24 protein-coding genes are annotated in these 23650 nt (G+C 40.3%); all 24 read right to left on the bottom strand.

Annotated features, from left to right (window positions below; all coding sequences use genetic code 11):
• Positions 1-9: 9 nt before the first annotated feature.
• Entirely contained in the window at positions 10-1710 is a 1701-nt protein-coding gene (locus ACZ42E_RS04635) for a proline--tRNA ligase (RefSeq protein ID WP_464893278.1), read from the bottom strand.
• 29 nt (positions 1711-1739) lie between these two features.
• Positions 1740-2801: a flavodoxin-dependent (E)-4-hydroxy-3-methylbut-2-enyl-diphosphate synthase gene (gene ispG / locus ACZ42E_RS04630; protein ID WP_464893277.1), complete on the bottom strand. Its 1062-nt coding sequence runs from the start codon at positions 2799-2801 to the stop codon at positions 1740-1742.
• A gap of 4 nt (positions 2802-2805) precedes the next feature.
• Positions 2806-3837, bottom strand: a complete 1032-nt coding sequence (gene rseP, locus ACZ42E_RS04625) for an RIP metalloprotease RseP (protein WP_464893276.1) — start codon at positions 3835-3837, stop codon at positions 2806-2808.
• Complete coding sequence (locus tag ACZ42E_RS04620) at positions 3834-5009, bottom strand: 1-deoxy-D-xylulose-5-phosphate reductoisomerase (protein ID WP_464893275.1); 1176 nt, start codon at positions 5007-5009, stop codon at positions 3834-3836. Before ACZ42E_RS04620 ends, rseP begins: the two co-directional genes overlap by 4 nt.
• Positions 5006-6124 (bottom strand): sporulation integral membrane protein YtvI, encoded by a 1119-nt coding sequence (gene ytvI / locus ACZ42E_RS04615; protein ID WP_464893274.1) that lies wholly within the window; start codon positions 6122-6124, stop codon positions 5006-5008. Before ytvI ends, ACZ42E_RS04620 begins: the two co-directional genes overlap by 4 nt.
• Positions 6125-6140: 16 nt before the next feature.
• Positions 6141-6935, bottom strand: coding sequence for a phosphatidate cytidylyltransferase (locus ACZ42E_RS04610; protein ID WP_464893480.1), 795 nt, complete (start codon positions 6933-6935; stop codon positions 6141-6143).
• Positions 6928-7695 (bottom strand): isoprenyl transferase, encoded by a 768-nt coding sequence (locus tag ACZ42E_RS04605; protein ID WP_464893273.1) that lies wholly within the window; start codon positions 7693-7695, stop codon positions 6928-6930. Before ACZ42E_RS04605 ends, ACZ42E_RS04610 begins: the two co-directional genes overlap by 8 nt.
• Positions 7696-7793: 98 nt before the next feature.
• Positions 7794-8351: a ribosome recycling factor gene (gene frr, locus ACZ42E_RS04600; protein WP_464893272.1), complete on the bottom strand. Its 558-nt coding sequence runs from the start codon at positions 8349-8351 to the stop codon at positions 7794-7796.
• A 4-nt stretch (positions 8352-8355) separates the two neighbouring features.
• On the bottom strand, positions 8356-9072 hold the full coding sequence (gene pyrH, locus ACZ42E_RS04595) for a UMP kinase (protein ID WP_464893271.1): 717 nt from the start codon (positions 9070-9072) through the stop codon (positions 8356-8358).
• 57 nt (positions 9073-9129) lie between these two features.
• Complete coding sequence (tsf, locus tag ACZ42E_RS04590) at positions 9130-9786, bottom strand: translation elongation factor Ts (protein ID WP_464893479.1); 657 nt, start codon at positions 9784-9786, stop codon at positions 9130-9132.
• Between the two features lie 86 nt (positions 9787-9872).
• A complete protein-coding gene (gene rpsB, locus ACZ42E_RS04585) occupies positions 9873-10571 on the bottom strand; it encodes a 30S ribosomal protein S2 (protein WP_464893270.1) in 699 nt (232 codons plus the stop codon).
• A 242-nt stretch (positions 10572-10813) separates the two neighbouring features.
• Entirely contained in the window at positions 10814-11503 is a 690-nt protein-coding gene (locus ACZ42E_RS04580; RefSeq protein WP_464893269.1) for a hypothetical protein, read from the bottom strand.
• A gap of 1 nt (position 11504) precedes the next feature.
• The gene (locus tag ACZ42E_RS04575; protein WP_464893268.1) at positions 11505-11816 is read right to left on the bottom strand and encodes a hypothetical protein; all 312 of its coding nucleotides are present in this window, start codon (positions 11814-11816) and stop codon (positions 11505-11507) included.
• A gap of 17 nt (positions 11817-11833) precedes the next feature.
• Positions 11834-13261: a DUF342 domain-containing protein gene (locus ACZ42E_RS04570; RefSeq protein ID WP_464893267.1), complete on the bottom strand. Its 1428-nt coding sequence runs from the start codon at positions 13259-13261 to the stop codon at positions 11834-11836.
• A gap of 18 nt (positions 13262-13279) precedes the next feature.
• Positions 13280-14056, bottom strand: coding sequence for a FliA/WhiG family RNA polymerase sigma factor (locus ACZ42E_RS04565; RefSeq protein ID WP_464893266.1), 777 nt, complete (start codon positions 14054-14056; stop codon positions 13280-13282).
• Complete coding sequence (locus tag ACZ42E_RS04560) at positions 14057-14542, bottom strand: chemotaxis protein CheD (RefSeq protein WP_464893265.1); 486 nt, start codon at positions 14540-14542, stop codon at positions 14057-14059.
• A complete protein-coding gene (locus tag ACZ42E_RS04555) occupies positions 14542-15168 on the bottom strand; it encodes a chemotaxis protein CheC (RefSeq protein ID WP_464893264.1) in 627 nt (208 codons plus the stop codon). The genes ACZ42E_RS04560 and ACZ42E_RS04555 overlap by 1 nt, the downstream gene beginning before the upstream one ends.
• Positions 15169-15190: 22 nt before the next feature.
• A complete protein-coding gene (locus ACZ42E_RS04550) occupies positions 15191-15658 on the bottom strand; it encodes a chemotaxis protein CheW (protein ID WP_464893263.1) in 468 nt (155 codons plus the stop codon).
• A gap of 12 nt (positions 15659-15670) precedes the next feature.
• A complete protein-coding gene (locus ACZ42E_RS04545) occupies positions 15671-17728 on the bottom strand; it encodes a chemotaxis protein CheW (RefSeq protein WP_464893478.1) in 2058 nt (685 codons plus the stop codon).
• 39 nt (positions 17729-17767) lie between these two features.
• Positions 17768-18841, bottom strand: a complete 1074-nt coding sequence (locus ACZ42E_RS04540) for a protein-glutamate methylesterase/protein-glutamine glutaminase (protein WP_464893262.1) — start codon at positions 18839-18841, stop codon at positions 17768-17770.
• 5 nt (positions 18842-18846) lie between these two features.
• Complete coding sequence (locus ACZ42E_RS04535) at positions 18847-19500, bottom strand: flagellar brake protein (protein ID WP_464893261.1); 654 nt, start codon at positions 19498-19500, stop codon at positions 18847-18849.
• A 7-nt stretch (positions 19501-19507) separates the two neighbouring features.
• Positions 19508-20419 carry a MinD/ParA family protein gene (locus ACZ42E_RS04530; RefSeq protein ID WP_464893260.1) on the bottom strand — a complete coding sequence of 304 codons (912 nt, stop codon included), beginning with the start codon at positions 20417-20419 and terminating at the stop codon, positions 19508-19510.
• A complete protein-coding gene (gene flhF, locus ACZ42E_RS04525; RefSeq protein WP_464893259.1) occupies positions 20416-21579 on the bottom strand; it encodes a flagellar biosynthesis protein FlhF in 1164 nt (387 codons plus the stop codon). Before flhF ends, ACZ42E_RS04530 begins: the two co-directional genes overlap by 4 nt.
• Positions 21576-23639, bottom strand: a complete 2064-nt coding sequence (flhA, locus tag ACZ42E_RS04520; protein WP_464893258.1) for a flagellar biosynthesis protein FlhA — start codon at positions 23637-23639, stop codon at positions 21576-21578. The genes flhF and flhA overlap by 4 nt, the downstream gene beginning before the upstream one ends.
• Positions 23640-23650 lie beyond the last annotated feature (11 nt).

Below are 23650 nucleotides of genomic sequence, written 5' to 3'. Positions count from 1 at the left end.
CACTTCCCGCTAAACATGTAAAATTTCCTTTATCTCACATAAAACATCCGCAAGCGGTACCAGTTTAGCTTCTTTTTCCCACCTTTTCTTTATTTCCACCTTATTTTCCTGCAAAGATTTTGGACCTACCGTTATCCTCACCGGAATACCGATTAAATCAGCATCCTTAAACTTTACCCCCGCTCTTTCATCACGATCATCAAGTATAACTTCTATCCCTGCCTCCAGCAAATTCTGATATATTTCTTCTGCTGCCTTGCGCAGTTCATCATTTTTCACATTTACAGGAACAATTATGACATGGTAAGGTGCAATAGGAATCGGCCATATGATCCCATCTTCATCATGATTCTGCTCTACCGCTGCCGCCATGGTTCGTGAAACCCCTATGCCATAACACCCCATTATAAAAGGTTTTTCCTTTCCATCCTGGTCCAAGAAAGTAGCTCCCATTGCTTCTGAATATTTGGTCCCCAGTTTAAATATGTGTCCTACCTCAATTCCCCGTAAAACATCAAGTTCTTTTCCACAAACCGGACATTTATCTCCCTTGACCGCATTGCGCAGATCAGCAAATGCTTCTGGAACAAAATCTCTGCCGATATTCACATTTACAAAATGAAAACCATCTTCATTAGCTCCACATACAAAATTGCGCATACGGGCAACTTCCAAATCTGCATATACTTTACATTCAAGACCCACAGGTCCTAAAGATCCAAAACCAGCACTACAAATCTTTCGCACTTCACTTTCATCTGCCATAAAAAGATGGGTACAATTAAGAAAATTCTTCAGTTTAGTCTCATTTAATTCTCGGTCGCCTCTTATTACTACTGCAATAATTTCACCATCTGCTTCGTACATTAAAGTTTTTACATGTCTGCTCTCCGGAAGACCTAAAAACCTGGCCACTTCTTCAATAGTCTTTTGTCCCGGAGTTGCTACCTTAGTAAGTTCCAGCATGGGATCAGTATCAGCTTCTCCACTTTCCACGCAAACTGCTTTTTCTACATTAGCTGCATAATCACAGTTATCACAATATACTATTTCTGATTCTCCGGTATCAGCCAAAACTACAAATTCATGGCTTTCATTCCCACCAATAGCTCCACTATCCGCTTCCACTACCCTATATTTAAGATTTAAACGGTCAAAAACCCGCTTATAAGCCTCATACATTTTATTATAGGAAATATCAAGGCCTTCATAATCAGCATCAAAAGAATATAAATCTTTCATGATAAATTCCCGGCCCCTCATTAACCCAAAGCGAGGGCGAATTTCATCACGGTATTTATTTTGAATCTGATACAACATAAGCGGTAAATCGCGATAAGAATGTACATCAGCATTTACCAGGCTGGTGATAAGCTCTTCATGAGTAGGCCCCAGAGCAAAATCACGACTATGTCTGTCTTTTAATCTGAACATTTCCTCGCCATAAACCGCCCACCGTCCTGACTGTTCCCAGAGTTCACGAGGTTGAATAATAGGCATAAGTAACTCCTGAGCCCCTGCCCTGTCCATCTCTTCTCTTATAATATTCATAATTTTCCTTAAAACCCGGTTAGCCAAAGGCATATATGTATATACACCAGCTGTGGTCTTGCGAATAAAACCTGCCCTTAAAAGTAACTGGTGGCTTATAACTTCCGCCTCACTTGGAATTTCTCGTAATGTTGGACAAAAAAGCTCTGAATACTTCAATTTTTATACCTCCTCTGACCTGGTAGTTTTCAATCACCATCTTTAAGCATTTCCTGGATATGATCCATCAACTCTTCTACCATTTTTTCCTCACTTACTTTTTTTATTATTTCGCCTTTTTTAAAAAGCAAACCAAAACCTTTCCCTCCAGCAATTCCTATATCTGCTTCTCTTGCTTCCCCCGGGCCGTTTACTACACAACCCATAACTGCTACCTTTAAAGGCTTGTCTATGCTGCGCAGCCTGTAATCTATCTCTTTTGCAATCTTTAGCAAATCAATTTCACACCTGCCGCAGGTAGGGCAGGAGACTAGTTCCGCTCCCCGGCTTCTAAGCTCCAAAGCACGCAGTATTTCATAAGCTGCCCAAACTTCATCTACCGGATCTGAAGTTAAAGAAACCCTTATTGTGTCACCAATACCTTCATTAAGCAATATGCCAATTCCCAGAGCAGATTTTATAAGCCCTCTATCCTTGGTCCCAGCTTCCGTTATCCCCAGGTGCAGGGGATAATCAACCATACCTGCAAGCATACGATAAGCTTCCACTGTCAAATTTACACTGGAAGCCTTAATAGATATTTTTATATCTCTAAAATCCATATCTTCTAAAATTTTTATACTATTCACGGCACTTTCTACCATAGCCTGCGCAGTGGGTTTGCCATATTTCTCCAGGATGCCCTTTTCCAGGGAGCCTGCATTAACACCTACCCTTATTGGAACCCCTTTTTCCCTGCAGGCTTTAACTACCTCGCGCACCCTTTTTACATCACCTATATTTCCGGGATTAATACGTAAACCATCTGCGCCTGCCTCAACACTTTTAAGTGCCAGCTTATAGTTAAAATGAATGTCAGCTACCAGGGGAATGGAAATTCTCTTTTTTATCCTGGCAATAGCCTCTGCTGCCTCTTCATCCACTACTGCCACTCTTACAATTTCACAGCCTGCCTTTTCCAGAGCATGTATCTGGTCAACCGTAGCTTCAACATTCCTGGTATCGGTATTAGTCATAGACTGCACTACAATTGGATTACCTCCACCGACCTTTACCTTTCCTATCTTTATTTCCCGGGATATGCGCCGCATGTCATCATCCTCTTATAAGCTTTACTATATCATTATAAGTTACAATTATTATCAAAAGCATAAGGAAAATAAAACCCAGCCAGTGAATAAACCCTTCTTTATCCGGTTCAATCGGTTTTTTCCTTATAAGCTCAAGCAGGGCAAAAACAATCCGGCTTCCATCCAGAGCTGGTATAGGCAGCAGATTTAATATGCCTAAATTTATGCTTAAAAATGCGGTAAAACTCAGAAGAAATACAGTTCCTACCTGAGCTGCCTCCCCTACCAATTTGGTAATACCTACGGGACCTGCCAGATCGGCAGCCGAAGCTCCCCCTGTAATCATAAGCCACAAACCGGAAAGCAAAAGAACGGTGAGCTGATAGGTCTGTTTTAAACCGATAGCAATAGAATCTATAATATTCTGCCTGGTATAAGTCATTTTATTCATAACCCCTATAATAGGAGTCCCATTAGCTTCATTCCTTATTGGCTTTACTTTTACATTTATAAATTCATTCTGCCTCTTTACCAATAAATACACATAACTTCCTTCTGGTGTCGAAGCTACTTTTTCAGTAAATTCTTCCCAGGTTTTAATCCTCTCCCCGTTTACTTCAATTATGCGGTCATTTTCTTTTAAACCTGCTTTATAGGCCGGTTTTCCAGCTATTACTTTACCCAGCACCGGTTCATCTGAAGCATGTGGTATACCGATAAAAGTATAAATATATACAAATATAAGGACAGCTAAAATAAAATTCATAAAAGGCCCGGCAAAAGCTACCCCCATCTTTTCCAGAGGAGTCCGGTTGCTGAATCCGTTAGGGTCGCTGTGATCACCCGGCTCTTCTCCAGCCATACGCACAAATCCTCCTAAAGGTATAAGCCTTAATGAATACTCTACCCCTTCTTTTTTAAAAGAAAAAAGTTTATAACCAAATCCCAAACTAAATTCATATACCGGTATTCCAATACGACGGGCAACTATAAAATGTCCCCATTCATGTACCAAAATAAGAACCGCAATAATAATTAATGTAGTTATAACTGTCACCTTGCAGCCTCCTTAAAAACCAGATATTCAGCTTCCTTACGCGCCCATTCATCAATCATAAAAATCTCTTCCAGGCTGGGGCTTAAAAGAGGGTTATGTTTTTGCATAACCTTTTCTACTATGACAGGTATTAAGAGAAATCCTATTTTCCCCATAAGAAATGATGATACTGCAACTTCATTGGCTGCATTCAAAACCGTCGGCATACTTCCCCCAGTTATTCCCGCCTGATAAGCCAAATCCAGAGCCGGGAACCTTATCCGATCAGGCCTTTCAAAATGCAGTGCTTTAACCTCAAAAAAGTCTAGAGGATCCGCACAGGAAACAAGCCTTTCCGGATAAGTCAAAGCATACTGAATAGGTATACGCATATCAGGAACTCCCAGATGAGCAATGAAAGAGCCATCTATTAGTTCTACCATAGAATGGATTATACTTTCTTTATGAACTAATACTTCAATTTTATCATAATCCAGGCGGAAAAGGTGATGAGCTTCTATAACCTCCAGCCCTTTATTCATAAGGGTAGCTGAATCCACTGTAATCTTGGGCCCCATTTTCCAGTTCGGATGTTTTAAAGCCATATCAACAGTTACCTTTTGCAAATCTTCCTGGCTGAAATCCCGAAAAGGTCCTCCTGAAGCAGTGAGCCAAATCTTTTTTAAATTGTTCTCTTCCCCTTTCAGGCATTGAAAAATAGCCGAATGCTCACTGTCCACCGGTATAATCTTTACTCCTTTTTCCGAAGCTTTCTGCATTACGATGTCTCCAGCTACTACCAGGGTTTCTTTATTGGCAAGCCCGATACGTTTGCCGGCATCTACAGCAGCCAGGGTTGGTCTTATGCCTACTGCTCCGCTTACTGCCACCAGGACAAAATCAACTTCTTCTAAACTTGCCAGCTCACACATGCCTTCTATTCCATATTTTAATTCTACTTTTTTAGAAGGGCAGAAAGCTTTTAACTCTTGATAAACATAATTATCATCGACGGCAACTGCCTTCGGTTTATACTTTACAATCTGTTCCTCCAGTTGCAAAAGCTCGTTTTTGGCAGCCAGGGCCACTACTTTAAATCTTTCAGGATATTTATCAACTACCTCCAAAGCCTGCCTGCCGATAGAGCCAGTAGATCCCAGGATAGCCAAGTTTATTGCCTTTTCGCTTTTCATGAAGTCGGCCTCCATTTAATATTATCAAAAACCCCTGCTTTATAACTGGCAATCAGCACCACCATTAAAACAGGTCCCAAAATCATGCCCCCCACTCCACCTAATTTCAGCCCTACATAAAGGGAAAATAAAGTGGCCAGAGGATGCAATCCTATATTGTCTCCTACAATTTTCGGTTCCAAAAATTGCCTTACTGCCGAAATAACTATATATAACAGCAAAGCACCTATGGCCAATTTATTGCTTCCAGTAATAAAAAGCCATATTATCCATGGTACAAAGAAAGCGCCTGGTCCCAATACCGGCAAAATATCTAAAAGTCCCACGATTATTCCTATTGTAATTATATACTTTACCCCTAAAATTTTAAGCCCTATCATAGTAATAATGGCAGTTATAGATATCAAAATACTGTAAGCCTTTAAAAAGCCAGTCAAAGCAGTAAAAAGCTGGGCTACCACACTTCTGGTTTTGGAATGGGCTCTGCCTGGAATAAACTTGAAAAAGAATATCCGTATAAGCGCTCTGTCCTTGATAATAAAATAAGTAGCCACCATAGCGATTATTAAAAAAATAAAAAAGTCAGGCAGCATAGTAAGTATTTTTACCAAAAAATTAGCACTTTGCCCCATTAAGTTTTCCAGTACCTTTAAACTGTTTTGCAGATTTTGCTGGATAGAACTTTGTAATTCGGGAGGGATATTCAAGCGCAAATACCAGAGCCGTATATCACTTACAGCATTAACTACATTATTGGTTATCTGATCAGAATATCCGGTAAGCTCAGGAAGCATACCTGAAATTTCCCTTACTATTTTAGCAATTAATAAAGAAATTATATATATAGTACCACCTACTACCAGCAGCAGGCTCATTATTACCGCAATGCTCCTTTTAAACCTGAACTTCGTCTCAAAAATATTTACCACAGGTTCAATTATTACTGCCATTACAACTGCAATTATAAAGGGCATAAACAAAGCTGGAATATAAGAAAGAAGTCTCCCCACTACCGGGAAAATATAAACAAACAGCAAATAAAAGGCTACCAGCCCCATTACAAAAATAGCCAATTTGGTAAGGATCTTCAGATACCTTAAAAGTTCAGGTTCCAAACTTATCCCCTCGCTTTCAGCTCAGACCCAAAAAAGTAAAAAAATAATAAACTACCGGTAAAACCAGCATAAAACTATCAAATCGATCCAGCACCCCGCCATGTCCAGGAATGATATAACCTGCATCTTTTACGTCAAAATATCTTTTTATGCTGGAGGCAAAAAGGTCACCAAACTGAGCCATGATGCTGGATAAAAACCCCAATAGAAAAATATAACCGTAAGAAAATTTATGATAGGGAACAAATTTAAAAAACAATAAAGAGGCTAAAACACATAATACTATTCCCCCCAAAGCTCCCTCCCATGTTTTCCTGGGGCTTAATACAGGAGTCATCTTATGTTTTCCCCATTTTTTCCCAAAAATATATCCTCCAATATCACTGCACCAGGTCAAGATAAAAGTTAGGAGCATAATAACAAAACTTTGTTCAAAAGACTGTATTTTCAAAGAATAGCTAAGTAAAATCCCGACATATGCAGCAGCAAAAAAACTTAAAGCAGCAGCATCAAAATTAATACGGGAGAAATTTGTCACACTCCATATGATAGTTATTGCTAAAACCAGGGTAACCAAAAATATTAATTCATTATAATCCATCCTGCTCTGCCAGAATAAAACTAACATACAAAGATAACCTGGAATCCATAAAGGAGTAAGTCCTTTCCTTTTCATCATCCGGTATATTTCCCAAAGTCCAATAATTCCAAGCAGCAGGAAGAAAGATTCCCACCATATACCTCCTAAATAAAGAACCCCTATTATCAGCGGAATGCCTATTATAGCACTTATTACCCTTTCTTTAAGCATTTTCTTCACCTGTTTCCTTTGTATTTAGTCCTCCAAATCTTCTTTCCCTTTTTCCATAGTCATCTATAGCTTTTAGCAGGTCTTCTTCTGAAAAATCTGGCCACAACTTATCGGTTATCCATATCTCGGAATAAGCAATCTGCCATAATAAAAAATTGCTTACCCGCATTTCACCTGCTGTACGTATAACCAAATCAGGATCCGGCATCCCCCTGGTGAATAGAAAATCAGAAAATAAATCTTCATCAATATCCTCTGGGGAAAGCCTTCCTTCTTTAATAAGCGCACCTATTTCTTTTACAGCTTTTATTATCTCAAAGCGGGCACCATAGTTTAGGGCAATATTTAAAGTCATGCCGCTGTTGTTTTTGGTCAAATTTACTGCCTTTTCTATCGATATCCTGCACTCAGCAGGAAGCGGCAAATAATCTCCTAAAACATTAATACGAATATTTTGCTCATGTAATTCAGCCAATTCTTTATTTACAAATTCCACCAGTAATTTCATTAAATAATTAACTTCTTCCGGAGGCCTTTTCCAGTTTTCAGTAGAAAAAGCAAAAACCGTTAATACCGGTATATTTAACTTAACACATGCCTTTACTACCCTTTTTAGAGCCCCCATGCCTGCACGATGCCCCATAGTACGCGGCATCAGCCTTTTTTTAGCCCAGCGCCCGTTTCCATCCATAATTATAGCAATATGTCGGGGTAATTTATTTTCCATATTTAAAGTTTTTTCCTCTTTCGGCACTACCATTACCCATCTTCCCTCATTTCAAATTATAAAACCCCCATTACACTGGGGGTTTATTATAATTATAACCTTGTTTATATTTTAAGCAAACTACTTCTTATTTAAACTTCCATTATATCTTTTTCTTTGGCCTGGAATATAGTATCAATATCTTTAATATACTTATCGGTAAGCTTCTGGATATCATCTGCTGCTTTTTTAGCCTCGTCTTCCGAAATAGCTTTTTCTTTTTCCTTGGCCTTTATTTCATCATTAGCCTCACGTCTTATATTACGTACCGCAACCTTGGCATCTTCTGCTCTTTTTTTAGCCACTTTGACTAACTCTTTTCTTCTTTCCTCAGTAAGCTGGGGAATAGCTATTCTAACTACATTACCATCATTGGTAGGAGTAACCCCTAAATCAGATTTCATAATAGCTTTTTCTATTTCGGGAATAACACTTTTGTCCCACGGCTGAACCACAAGAAGCCTGGCTTCAGGTACTGTAATATTGGCCAATTGATTTATGGGAGTAGGTGCACCATAATAATTTACCATAACTTTATCAAGCATAGCTGGATTAGCCCTTCCTGCACGCAGGGAAGCCAAATCCTGCTTTAAATGTTCAATAGCTTTTTTCATCCTTTGCTCAGCATCATTAATAATATCTTTTACCATAACCTTACCTCCCAACATACGTACCTATCTCTTCACCCATCACTGCCCTTAGGATATTCCCGTTCTTGGTCAAATCAAATACGATTATAGGAATCTTGTTATCCATACACAGTGAAGTGGCAGTAGAATCCATAACCCCTAAGCCTTTATTCAAAACTTCTATATACTCTAAGTCCGTAAACTTTTTGGCATTCGGATTTTTAAGAGGATCAGAATCATATACGCCATCAACTTTTTTAGCCATTAATATTACTTCAGCTTCTATTTCAGCTGAACGCAAAGCAGCTGCTGTATCCGTGGAAAAATAAGGATTGCCAGTCCCTGCCGCAAATATGACTACCCGCCCTTTTTCCAGATGGCGAATAGCTCTACGCCTTATATAAGGCTCAGCAATTTCTTTCATTTCAATAGCTGACATAACCCGGGTTTCCATACCCAGTTTTTCCAGAGCATCCTGCAGGGCCAAGGAATTTATAACCGTAGCCAGCATTCCCATATAATCAGCCGTGGCTCTATCCATTCCCCGGGCACTGCCAGCTACTCCGCGCCAAATGTTGCCTCCACCAACTACAATAGCTACCTGGACACCTAAACGTACTACCTCAACTACCTGTTCAGCAATGGAATTTATTATCTCATGGCTTATTCCATATCCTTGATCCCCAGCCAGAGCCTCACCACTTAATTTCAAGACTACTCTTTTATATTTAGGCTTTTGCAAGAGATTACCTCCCAAGCGTTTTTAATCTACTTATATTTATTATCATATATGGTTTACTTATTCACCCTTAATCTGTGCCATCACTTCTGCTGCAAAGTTGGTTTCTTCCTTCTGTATACCTTCTCCTACCTCATAGCGCACAAATCTTCTTATGTTGATATTTTCTCCAATCTTAGCAATATGTTCATGTACCAGTTCCTGAACTGTTTTGTCAGGATCTTTTATAAAAGGCTGCTCCAAAAGGCATTTTTCTTTGAAGAACTTTTCTAAACGTCCTTCAATCATTTTTTCGATAACCTTTTCCGGTTTGCCTTCTTCGAGGGCTTGAGCTTTCAAAATCTCTTTCTCATGGTTTATTACTTCTTCCGGAACCTCTTCGCGTCTTACATATTCAGGACTGGAAGCAGCAATCTGCATAGCAATGTCATGTACCAGACTCTTGAATTCATCGGTTTTGGCCACAAAATCCGTTTCACAGTTTACTTCTACTAAAACTCCTATTCTGCCTCCGCCATGAATATAAGAAGCTACTATTCCTTCACTGGCAATACGGCCTGCTTTTTTAGCCGCTTTAGCTAAACCTTTGGTTCTAAGCTCATCAATAGCCTTCTCTATATCTCCATTAGTCGCAATTAAGGCCTTTTTACAATCCATCATGCCTGCGCCTGTTCTTTCCCGCAGTTCTTTCACCATTGCCGCTGTTATTTCCACTATTATTTACCTCCCAGTAAAATAAAATTTAATCGTAAGAAAAGGGGTGCATAAGACAAAACCTACTCACCCCTTAAAACCTTAAAAAACTAAGCCGTAACTTGTTCTCCCTGTTTAGCTTCCAGAACAGCATCCGCGATTTTAGAAGTAATAAGCTTAACCGCCCTGATAGCGTCATCATTGCCAGGGATTACATAGTCCACTTCATCTGGATCACAGTTAGTATCAACTATCGCAACTACAGGAATCCCAAGTTTACGAGCTTCAGCCACAGCAATTTTTTCCTTCCGCGGATCAACAACAAAAAGAGCTCCCGGAAGTTTGTCCATATTTTTAATACCGCCCAAAAATCTTTCTAATCTTTCCCTTTCCTTTAACAGTTTGGCAACTTCTTTTTTGGTCAGAACTTCAAATGCGCCTTCTTCTTCCATTCTTTCCAGTTCTCTAAGACGCTGAACCCTTTTTTGGATAGTCTTAAAGTTGGTAAGCATACCACCCAGCCAGCGCTGATTAACATAGTACATGCCACAGCGTTCAGCTTCTTCTTTTACACTTTCCTGAGCCTGCTTCTTGGTACCAACAAAAAGGATTGCTTTGCCTTCAGCAACTACGCTCTTAATAAATTCATAAGCTTCATCAAACTTCTTAACCGTCTGCTGAAGGTCAATAATATAAATTCCATTTCTCTCCATATAAATATATGGAGCCATTTTAGGGTTCCATCTGCGCGTCTGGTGTCCAAAGTGAACTCCTGCCTCCAGGAGCTGTTTCATGCTGATTACTGACACCGACCGCACCTCCTCTCTTTTTGTTTTTATCCTCCGCACAAATCATCCTTCCTGAAGACTTCCTACGCGAAAGCACCATTCAGGAAGTCATCGGCGTGTGTAATACCAAAAGATAATATACCACAAGCCTTCCGTTATTTGCAATATAAAAGCCTCTTATTTTAGCTTTTTTATACTAATAATATACCCTTTAAAATCATTATTAAAACAAACAGGTGAAGCTTAAAATCAAACTTCACCTGTTAGATAGCCTTATTTTTATAAGCTAAATTTAATAAAATCTGCACTTCCCCCTGTCCCCGGCCTAAAAATTTTGCTATTTCCTTTATAGTATAACCTCGCTCATGCAATACGCGAACAGCTATATAAGGATGAGCATTTTTTAACTCATTTAATATATCATCTTTTTTATCTGGCAAATCATACCTATTACCTGTTTCTTCCGCGCCTCTGCCATCCAGCGTACCCTTTCCAGCCATAAATTCTTTTATTTCGTTCAATACTCCAGCATCTATCATATTAAGTTGACTAGTGACTTCATATCCCATTTCCTTAAGTATTCCAAGCAGCCTCCTGCTATCCATGCCTAAATATTGTGCTGCTTGATAAACTCTTATCCGTTCAGCTTTATTATCTATAACTTCCTTTCTTTCAATCTCATATCCACTTTCTATTTTCTCTTGCTTACTAATAAACTCTTCTTTATATCTTATTTTTTCTTCCAGTTCACTATTTATCTTTTCCGATATTTTCACCGCATTATCCAAAAGAAAATCCAGGTCTTCCTTTACCCTTCTGGCATCATTAAGAGTGTTTTCCAAATCTTTAGCATACTTCTCCATAAAATTTTTTTGCCTGCTTAAACTTATAAAAGCCAAAACTAACAGGACTATAGCCAATGAAAGCACCCAGATAACGATAACCGCCACCACCTTATATCTTGATATCTATATTGCTTCCTTTCTCAGTTAATCTACAATCTTTTTTATCATCTTTTTTATCCTCTTCTTTTTTTTCTTCTTTTCTCTTCCTTCTTCTATCCTTTTCCTCATTATCATTCACAATCTTCTTTTCCCCAGGCAGCGTTTGATTTACCGTTTTACTGTACTTTACCGTATCCTGAGTTATTCCGTTTATAAAATCCTGCTGCCGGTTATTGGATGCTGACTGCTCCGCCTGTTTTATCCTGGCCACCTCACCTATTTTCTGCACCAGGACCTGCATATCTATACTCCTTATTGTCATACTCTCATCTCCTCTCCCTAACTAAGCGGAGCCAACCTCACTTCCCCTTCCTCCAGAACAAAAGCAGAGTATTTTATCGGATTGTCAACTATATATATGGACTGCCCCAAAGTAATACGAACACCAGGATATACAATCTCCCACACCTTTACTTTTGCTTCCGCCACCTTCTGCATTTCTTCACTCAAAAAGGCAAGCCTTTCTTCTATCTCCGCTATTTCTTTTTTCAAGGTTTTAAATTCTTCCAATAATCTCATAAGCATAATTCTCCGTTTGGGATCCAGTTTATCAGGTGATATATTCGATTTTTGGATAATCTGCAGGTTGTGGCTTATATTTTCAAAGGTATTCCTTTTCTGCGGCAAACTTTTGAAAAGCTGCTGGTATTCCTGCCTGTATTTAGGGTTAACCCCTACTTCTATTACCGTCTGCGTAGCCAGTTGAGAACCTATATACTTGGCCTCCACTTCCCTGCAGGCCTGCACTATTCCTCCAATTATAGATGCCCTTTTGTCTGTTACCCGTACACTGCCTCCTGCCTTTACCGATGATTGTATTATAGCTTCTCTAACTATTATGTCATTTTCCGCTTCTACCCTGGAATTCTCAATAAACCTGGCATATACATTTCCGCCTGCCTTCACAAAGCCGCGCTGGCCAGTAGTAATACCTCCTTTTACTACCACATTGCCGCCAGCCACAATTTCCGCTCCTTCTATAAAACCCTTAATCTCAATATCCCCGGCAGCATGCACTTTAAAACCTGTATTTACATTGCCGTTTACAACCACACTGCCTACAAAATCTATATTTCCGGTGGAATAGTCTATATCGCCATTAACCTGAAAAACCGGCGAAACAGTAATCTTATTATCCACAATAGTTACATTCCCGTCTATAGCGGCAAACAGGCGGAGGTTCTCCTCATCAGCAATAGTATTTTTCCCGCGGGGGAGGGGTATATCTTTTCCTCTCCTGGCTGGAATTTCCTTACCGGTTATATCCCTTCCCGCTATCCCATCAGTGGCGGGAATCTTTTCTGCCAGAAAATCTCCCATTTTAACATTATGTATAAGCCCTAAATCATAATAATCAGCTCGCCCTTTTTCGTCAATTTTAGGCCCCACTCTCTCTGCAGGCAGAGGAAAATGGTAAACAATCCTGGCATTACTGCCGTCGCGCGCAGCTTCCCCCTGGGCTATCAAAATCCTCTTTCCCCAGTTTTCAGGCTGTAAAGCCTTCTCTATATTTTCTTCAATAATGCCATAAACTACATTTTTTCCTGCCAGCAGTTCTTTTACTTTTTCCAGAGTGCAGGGCTTTCCATTTCCCAGCGGTGGGGATATCTGCAAAAAAGCCTGCAGTTTGTCTTTAGTTATAAATATTTCCGCCTCGCCATCCCTGTCTATTTCTTCATTCATATTTTTTTCCAGGTTTTCTGACATACACCATCCCCACCCTCATTATATTATCTGCTGCTTTTTCTTGCTTAAACTCCCTCTCAGCCTCAATATAGCTTTGGTATGCAGCTGTGATATGCGGGATTCAGAAAGATTTAAAACTGCCCCTATCTCTTTTAAAGTCAATCCTTCATAGTAATAAAGGTATATAACCAGCTTTTCCTTTTCCGGCAACCGGGCTATAGCTCTGGCCAGTATCTCCTTGGTTTCCGTCAGTTCAAGAATTTCTAGAGCATTTATGCTGTCTGCATCTTCAATAATATCAGAAATCCGTTTTTTCTTTTCGTCCCCTTCTTCTCCTGTTAAAAAATCATCTAGTGATATTATCGTAGTAACTGCCACTTCTTTTAACATTTTATTAAGCTTTTCCAGGTCTATTCCCATTTCTTCTGCTACTTCCTCATCCGTAGCTGCCCGGCCCAGTTTAGCTTCCAGCCTGCTGTATACCTTTTCTAATTCCTTGCTTTTTTGTCTTATAGAAACAGGAACCCAGTCCATAGACCTTAACCCATCAATCATGGCTCCCCTTATGCGGGTAATCGCATAAGTCTCAAATTTAATATTGCGCTTATGGTCAAACTTCTCAACTGCATCAATCAAACCTTCTATGCCATAAGAATAAAGTTCATCTATTTCCACCAGAGAAGATAAATTTACCGCCAGGCGATTAGCTACATATTTTACCAGACTGGCATAATGCAAAATAATTTCTTCCCTGGCTGCCAGATCACCATGTTCTTTATAGCGAATCCAAAGTTCATTAAAATAAGCGGGGTTCATCTAAATTATTCTCTCCCCATGTCCAATAGTCCTGACCAGCAAATCTCCCGTAGCTGGATCATAAGTTATAGTTCGCCCATAGTTGCCCCCTACATCCTTGGCCAGTATCTTTATTCCATATTTTTGGAGATATTCTTCTACTGCTGCTGCATTGCGCTGCCCTATTTTCATAATGTCACTTTCCCCGGAAAACTTGAACATCTGGGCTCCTCCGGCAAACTTGGCTTCCAGCCTGGAAATGTCAGCCCCATTTTTTTTCATCTCTTCTACCAGCAGCTCTATGGCGGTATCCGCAAATTTGGCCCTGTTGTCTGCATTTCTGGCCTGGCTACTCAAAGGCAGCATAATGTGAGCTAAAGCGCCCAGCTGCTTATTTTTATCCCGTACACATATGCCTATACAGGAGCCCAAACCTGCAGTCATAAGTTTATCTGGAGCTTTGGCTAATTTTAAATCTGCCATCCCTACCTGGATAATCTTGCTCATCACATGCTCACCCCAAGCGATTTTAGTATGGTATCAAGTGCTCCAGGCTCAGGAAGCAGAATGAAATGGCCTATCAAGTCTACAGATTCCCTTTTAAAATCAGTTTCCAGCACCAAAACATGATCAGCCACTTCGCCAAACTGAGCCAAAATAGCATCCATAACGGCTCCTGCCATATCTATTCCCAAAGCAGGAACTGATGGCAAAAGCTTTAATCCGGTAAAAGCTGCCAAAGCATTCAGATAAGTTGCCGAAATTATATTACCTAATTCCATCATAGCCGACATTTCCATATCCCCAAAGTTTTCCATGGTGGTAGTGCCCAGAGGTTTATACATAAGCATGTCAACCAGCAAACAGGCCTGTTCAACTGGTATAACAAACAGGATACTGGCCGGTGCTGATCCTTCTACCCGCAGGTAAATACCCACCACATGTTTGTCAGCTCCTCCTACCAGTTCTGAAACTTCAGAAAAAAGCATTATCCTGGCTTGGGGAACACTCATATCTATTTTGGAATTCACCATCTGAGCCAAAGCCGTAGCTGCATTTCCGGCTCCGATATTGCCAATCTCTTTTAAAGCATCCAGCTGCAGTCCAGATAATTTGCTAAAATCATCTACCATTCATATTTCACCACCTAAAAATCTAAGCTTCCAGAATCCTGGCTATATCAAGCAGTATTAAAAGCCGGTTGTCTACCTTTGCTATTCCTTTAATATGTTCAGTATTTATGGAACTGTAAACCCTTGAGGTTTCTTCAATATACTGCTTATTAAGCCTTAACACTTCCGATACTTCATCTACAATTATACCAGCTTTAGTATCATCAAACTGGAACACAATAATCCTCTTATCTTCTTCATCCCCTACCGGTTCAATATTAAAGCGGGTATGTAAATTTATTATAGGAATAATATTCCCTCTTAAATTTACTACCCCTTCAATATATTTGGCTACCCTTGGTACACGGGTAATATTAAGCAGCCGGTTGATTTCCTGCACACTTAAAACATCTACCGCATACTCTTCCTTTCCCAGTTTAAAAGCAACTACCTGAATTTCCTCATTTTCTCCATAAGTATTTTTTAAATCTAAATTAGCATGCATATCCATGATTTCACCTCACTAAAATAATGTGGCTACATCCAGAATCAGCCTTACATTGCCATCTCCCGCCACAATAGCACCTGCTATCCCTGGTATACCTGATAAAAGCTTGCCCAGAGACTTTATCACTATTTCCTGCTGTCCAATCAATGTATCAACAACCAATCCTATCTGACGATCGGCCTTGCGTACTACTACTACATACATTTCTTCCTCATTTTCAGCTTCTCCAGGAGTCTCCAGAAGTTCAGCCAAACGGAATATGGGAAGGATATTTCCCCTGAGCATCATTACTTCCTGTCCCTGAATAACTTTAATATCATCCTTAGTTATCATGGTAGTCTCGTCAACTGAACTTAAAGGTATCGCATATATTTCATCACGTACAGCTACCATCAGTGCCTGTATTATAGCCAGGGTCAGAGGCAGCTTGATCTTAAACTTGGTGCCTTTATCTGGCTTAGTTTCAACCGCTATCTCCCCATTTAGGGATTCAATTTTGGTTTTAACTACATCTAATCCTACACCACGGCCTGAAATATCAGTTACCGTTTTAGCAGTACTGAAGCCTGGATAAAACAGAAGTTCTATGGCTTCATCCCTCTCCATCTTTTCAGCTTCTTTTTCAGTTATAAGCCCTTTTTCTACTGCTTTTCTTTTTACTTTTTCAATATCAATCCCTGCTCCATCATCCTCAACCTCTATATAGACATTGTTCCCTTCATGCCTGGCTCTGAGCATTACTGTACCTGTCGCCGGCTTGCCTTTCTTTATTCTTTCCTCAGCTGGTTCTAAGCCATGATCTACTGCATTGCGCAGGAGGTGTACCAGGGGATCACCTATTTCATCGATTACCGTACGGTCAAGTTCTGTTTCTTTTCCTTCCATGAGAAAATCTACTTCCTTGTCTAATTCCTTAGCCAGATCCCTTACCATGCGCGGAAAGCGGTTGAACACCTGTTCAATAGGAACCATGCGTACCTTCATTACTACAGACTGCAGATCAGCAGTTACGCGATCAATCTGTTCAATAGTCTCATTTAGTTCCACTATTTTCGCATCAGCCCCGATTTGTTCCAGACGGCCTTTATGCATTACCAGCTCGCCAACTAAATTCATCAAATTATCCAAACGCTCAATATCTACGCGCACCGTCTGCCTTACCTTATGCTGCTGTTTTTTCTTATCCACACTTTCCGCAGATAGTCTATCCCCTGTTTCACCTTCTGGTTCTGAGGTATCATGCATCTTAACCTCTGCTTTGCTGTCACCTGCTGAAGAAGACACGGTTTCTATATCTATTTTCTCAATCTCGGCTATCTTAACTTCGGATATAATATTTAAGTTGTTAACTAATTTCTCTTTATCTGCAGAAGTTATCACAAAAACCTCAAAACCCTCATCAAACTTTCCTTCTTCCAGTTCCTGGGCAGCAGGAATAGACTTTATTACTTCCCCTTCTTCTTCCAAAGCCTTAAAAACCATAAAAGCCCGCACTGATTTCATAAGACAGCCGGGATCAACTGCTATCTTTATATAATATATCTTCATGCCTTTGCTGCTGGCTTCGCGCAGGACGGTTATATCATAGTCATTAAAAGCAAACTTACTGCTTTTATCGCTCCCCTCAGGCTCAGCAGCCTTTTCTGAAAAATCAGCTGCCTTTATTATCTCTTTTTCTACTGCTGCTTCATAAGAACCGCTTTTGACATTTTCCAGAACCGCAATTAGATCACTGTTATCCATTACTCCGGAACCTGTAGATTCAATCTGTTCCACAATTAACTGGATACGATCCAGGCATTTAAAAAGAACATCTACTATATCTGAGCCAACTTCCATTTTCCCCTCTTTTAAATCTGACAGAACATTCTCCATATGATGGGTAAGGTCAGCCAGATCTTCAAAACCCATGGTAGAAGACATGCCTTTCAGGGTATGAGCAGCACGAAAAATTTCGTTTAAAGCCCCTATATCATTGCGATTTTTTTCTAACTGCAAAAGTTTTTGATTTAGATTCTCCAGATGTTCTTTGCTCTCTTCCAGAAAAACATCCAAATATTGGGACATATCCATATTCACATTTACCACCCCTTTAAAATACTTAAAACCTTTTTAGAGCATTTTGACTATCTCATCACTTATATCATAAAGTGGTACGATTTTATCAACTTTTCCGGTCTCTACAGCTGCCTTGGGCATTCCGTAGACGATGCAGGTCGATTCATGTTCGGCAATTATTTTGCCTCCCTTTTCTTTTATAAGCGGCAGTCCTGCTGCCCCGTCATGTCCCATACCGGTCATAATAACAGCTACTATATGCCCCCAGTAATTCCTGGCTACTGATTCCAGAGTTACATCAACAGCTGGCCTTAAGCCCCCAACCGGGGGGATAGTCCTATCAGTCGCTATCAAAAGCTCCTTCCCTCCTGCTGTACTTCGCACCTTTACACACAAATGATGGTCCCCCGGTGCTATATAAGCACATCCAGGTACAATTTTCTCGCCATCCTCTGCTTCTTTTACCTTTATTTCTGACACAGAATCTAATCTCTCTGCCAAAGACCTTGTAAAACCAGGAGGCATATGCTGTACTACCAAAATACCTGCGTCAATACCAGCGGGAAGCTTGGGAATAACCTGGTGCAAAGCTTTGGGACCACCGGTAGAAGTTCCGATTATTACCAGCTTATTTAAGGTTTTGTTATAGTCCGTAAACTTGTCTTTAGATACAGAATCTTTTTTTTCTTTTACCTGTATTATATTATTCAAATTCGCCAGATTTTTCTTAGTACCTGCCGCAATTTTTATTTTTCTGACAATATCTTCTCTTACTTTATTAATATCCAGGGATATTTGCCCGGACGGCTTAGTAACAAAATCTACTGCTCCTAACTGCAAAGCTTTCAAAGTCTGCTCGGCTCCACTTTTAGTTACACTGCTCAGCATGACTACCGGGGTGGGAGCTTCCTTCATGATCTTTTCCAAAGCCGAAAGCCCATCTAAATTGGGCATTTCCACATCCATAGTTACTACATCCGGTTTAAGCTCTTTTACCTTGGCTACTGCTTCATTGCCATCCCTTGCTTTGTCAATGACTTCCATATCTGGTTCGCTGTTAATTATGTCAGAAATTACCTTGCGCATGAAAGCAGAATCATCTACCACCAACACCCTGATTTTTTTCAAGCTTTTTACCTCCTCTTCTCATTTAAGAGGCCCTTTTTAATCCACTCCCGCTGTTTTTCAAAAATAAAATTAAAAATTTGATCTCTCTGGTTTTCTGTTATATCTTTAAATTCCACCGCAATTTTGTAAGTGTTGGCCCCTCCTGTTTCAGGTGGAATAAATCTTTTGACTTCCGCCTGACACACCACCTTGGGCCGGTTGGGAAGACAAATCTCCACTTCCAGTATCTGTCCGGGTTCTAATTTAGACTTGGATAAAAAAAGAGTTCCACCCCCACTTATATCAACCGTCATTCCGGATTCAAAACTTTGCCCCTGGGGAACCAGCCGGTAATTTATAGGAATAGAGGCTGGTATCCTTACATAGGCTCTTCTCTGAATCTTCACAATCTTTTCCGGCTTATTGACAATAAGGACCGGTATCGGTTCCCTCCTGCGGGCTATTATATTGGTAGTAAAAGCATAAGAATTATCTTCTCTGGTAAAACATACTTTTATTTTCTGCCCAATATGCATAGGCACCAGCTGTCCTCTACGTATCGGAACTGCCAGGTGCAGATAATCTCCATCAATCTCTTCCACCCTGCTGGATAGATACTCTACTTCATCCTCATCCTGATACTCTATTTCTACCAGCTGGTTAAGCCGTATCTCCTCCATAAAAAATTTATTCCCCCTGTAATTTACTGAAATTTATAAGCTTCCTAAAGAAGCCCCTTATACCGCTTTTAGGCATCTCCCCTTTGTCTAAACTCACGCCGCTGCCTACCAGTTTATAGGAAATATCATAAATATTCTGGGCAGCTAAACTCTGTGGAAAAGCACTCAAAAAACAAGTCTGTCTCTTTATAGCCTCCTTAATCATAGGATCATTTACCACATACCCCAAAAACCTTATATCTAAATTCAAAAACTTACTGCAAACCATTTGAAATTTCTCAGCAACCAATAAGCCTTCACTTAAGGCTTCCACCCTGTTGACTACTAAAAATAAAGAACCTGAAAAATTGTGCTGGCTTAAGCCTTTCACAACTCCATAAGCATCAGTAATGGAAGTAGGTTCCGGGGTGGTTATCATAAGCACATCATCCGCAGCCAGCAAAAACGATAACACATTATCGGATATCCCGGCTCCTGTATCAATGATCATGAGATCATATTCCCCATCCAGAGCTCCAAGTTCAATCAGTATCCTTTTTAGCTGGTCCCGGTTCAAATTAGCCAGTTCCGTAATCCCAGAACCTCCTGGTATAATATCAATACCTGTGGGATGGGATAATATTATCTCTCTAAGCGATTTCTTTCCCTGGACAAAATGGTAAATATTATAGGTAGGGACAATACCCAGCATAATATCTATATTAGCCAGACCCATATCCGCATCTAACAGGATAACCTTTTTCCCCTGCCGGGAAAGGGCAATAGCCAGGTTTAAAGCCAAAGTGCTCTTGCCGGTTCCCCCTTTGCCGCTGCTTACTGCAACCACCCGGGTATGTTTTATACTGGTATATATTTCGTTTTCGATCTGCTGTCTCACAGTTAAGGCTAATTCTCTTAACCTGTCGGCTTGACTCTTCATAATGCTTCATCCTTCCCCAGAAGCATTCTGGCTAAATAAAGAGAATCGGGAACCTTTATATCATCAGGTACATTTTGGCCATTAGTTATATAGGCAATAGGTTTTCTTATTTCATAGATGGTATTTAAAATTTGCCCGTAGCTTCTTGCTTCATCAACCTTGGTAAATATTACCTTATCTATATCAAAAAGGCTGAAACGGTTGTATATATTTATAAGTTCGCTGCTCTGAGTGGTAACACTTAATACCAGGATAATCTCATCAGGAGAAGCAGCTTCAATATATTCCTTTAATTCTGCCATCTGTTCATCATTGTACGGACTGCGGCCAGCTGTATCTATAAAAATCACATCTTTTTCCCGATATTTTTCTACCGCTTCTTTTAGTTCCACCTGATCAAAGACTACACTTATGGGAATACCAATAATTTCCGCAAAGGTGCGCAGCTGTTCAGCAGCTGCTACCCTGTAGGTATCCAGGGTTATAAGAGCTACCTCTTTGCGGTCCATGAAAGTAAGATTAGCAGCCAGCTTGGCAATAGTAGTAGTCTTTCCTACTCCCGTAGGGCCAACCAGCATAATTACTGTTCCTTTGCGGCAAATATCTATTTCGATAGGTCTTATCTCTTTTACATACTCTTCCAGAGCATCAAGTACCAAATCTCTTATCCACATTTTGTCATGTATTTTTTCCCGCGGCAACCTGTTTTCAACCTTGTTTATGATATTGATGGCAATATCTTTGTCGATATTATTATCAAGGAGCATATTAAAAAACCTCTGTAATTCTTCCGGCATCCCTTTTACCAGCTCAACCTCATACATTTTATTGCGTATCTCTTCCATCATCGATTTCATGATGTTTAGCTCTTTCAACAGGCTTTCATTTTGTCCCTGGTTTTCCTCCATTCCTGCAGCAAAAACCCACCTCTTTTCAGGTTCTTTATGCATTGATACACTATCTCTTATTTTATCGGTCCTTACTTTTATAGTTTCATCAACCGCTACCGTAATTTGGACCTGGGGTGGGGAAAATAAGCCTAAAATACCTTTCTTCTTTACCTTTTCTGTGTGCAGTATTATAGCATCAGGTCCCATTTCTGCCTTAGCCATCTTAAGAGCCGTCTGATAGTCTTTGGCCAAAAACTTTTTTATCTTCATACTGCCACCATCCCCACCACTTCTATATTAACACTATTATCAATCTCATTATAGGAAAGAACCGTAAAATTACTTATAAACCTTTCTAACATACGTTTAAAATAAATCCTCAAGACAGGAGGGCATAACAGGACGGGATTTATTCCCCGCCTCATCATATCCTGATAATACAGGTTTAATTTCTCTATAAGCATCTGGGCCAGTTCAGGTTCCAAAGCCAGATAAGAGCCGAACTCACTCTGCTGCAGTGATTCCCTTATTTTATCTTCCAGAGCTGGATCAAGGGTAAGAACTTTTATAACGCCATTTTGGTCCGCATACTGCCTGGTTATTTGCCTTCTTAAAGCCTGCCGCACATATTCAGTTAACACATCCGTATCCCGGCTCAGTCTTGCATAATCTGCCAGGGTTTCCAGTATAGTTACCATATCCCTTATAGAAACCTGCTCTTTAAGCAAATTGGCCAGCACTTTCTGCACTTCGCCTATACTCATAAGATCAGGTATAAGTTCTTCTACCACTGCCGGGTTCTGTCCTTTTACAAAATCTATCATATTCTGAACTTCCTGCCTTCCCAAAAGCTCATGGGCATAAGCCTTGATAACTGAAGTAAGATGAGTAGCCAGGACGGAAGGAGGGTCTACTACTGTATAGCCTCTCATCTCTGCCAAATCTTTGTGTTCAGAGGCAATCCATTTCGCCGGCAGCTTAAATGCCGGTTCCACAGTATCTATACCGGGAAGTTCAGCATCATTTTCTATATCAGCCCCTATAGCCAGATAACTGTCCAGCACCAATTCTCCAGAAGAAATTTCCATGCCTTTAATTTTTATTACATAAGCATTAGGTTTGAGCTGCATATTATCCCTTATGCGTATGGGAGGCACAATAAACCCAAGTTCCAGAGCACACTGTCTTCTTATCATGACTATACGTTCCAGGAGATCTCCTCCCTGGTCAGCATCTACCAGAGGTATTAAGCCATAGCCAAGTTCCAGTTCCATTTTTTCTACCTGCAGAAGTTCCATGACATTTTCGGGACGCTTGATTTCCTCAGCCTCCCTGACCTCTTCTTTTTCCGTTTCTTCAGCTACTTCTGCCGTAGAAGCCCTGAAAGCAAAAAACAGCAACCCGAACAGAAGAGCCAGGGAATACATAGGCACTTTGGGCAAGCCTATAGTCCCCAGAACTGCCAATATTACTGCTGCTACCCCCAGCGCTTTGGGATGGCTGAAAAGCTGGGAAGTCACTTCTTTCCCCAGGCTGAATTTAGAAGCGCTTCTGGTAACTACAATACCGGTAGCAGTTGATATTAAGAGAGCTGGTATCTGAGTTACCAGGCCATCCCCTACTGTAAGTATAGTATAGGTCTGAATAGCTTTATCGAAAGTAAAACCTTTTTGAGCCAAACCAATAATAAGTCCACCTATGATATTGATAAGGGTTATTATTATACCGGCAATGGCATCCCCCTTTACAAACTTGCTGGCACCATCCATGGCACCATAAAAATCAGCTTCTTTCTGTATCTTCTGTCTCCTTTCTTTGGCTCCCTGTTCATCAATAAGCCCGGCATTAAGGTCAGCATCAATAGCCATCTGTTTTCCCGGCATAGCATCGAGAGTAAAACGAGCTGCTACTTCCGCTACCCTCTCAGCTCCCCTGGTTATAACAATAAACTGAATCACTACCAGTATAAGGAAAATAACCATGCCTACTACCATATTTCCGCCTACCACGAAAGAACCGAAGGTATAGATAACCTGCCCGGCTTCCGCATTGAGCAAAATCAAGCGTGTTGAAGAAACATTAAGGGCTAAACGGAATAAAGTCATAATCAAAAGCAGGGAAGGAAAAACAGAAAATTCGAGAGGATCAGTATTAAACATAGAAACCATAAGTATTATAAGGGCAAAAGATATGTTAAAAGTAAGCAATATATCAAGCAAAGCTGGCTTCATGGGAATAAGCATCATTAAAACAATGCCTACTACCAGTACTGCTATCACTACATCGCTTCGTTCCTGTAAAACAGTCATCCAACCTGCTCTTGCTTCCATAAGGACAAATC

It is taken from the genome of Thermosyntropha tengcongensis, assembly GCF_055381335.1.
This window is presented reverse-complemented; position numbering and strand designations above follow the sequence as displayed.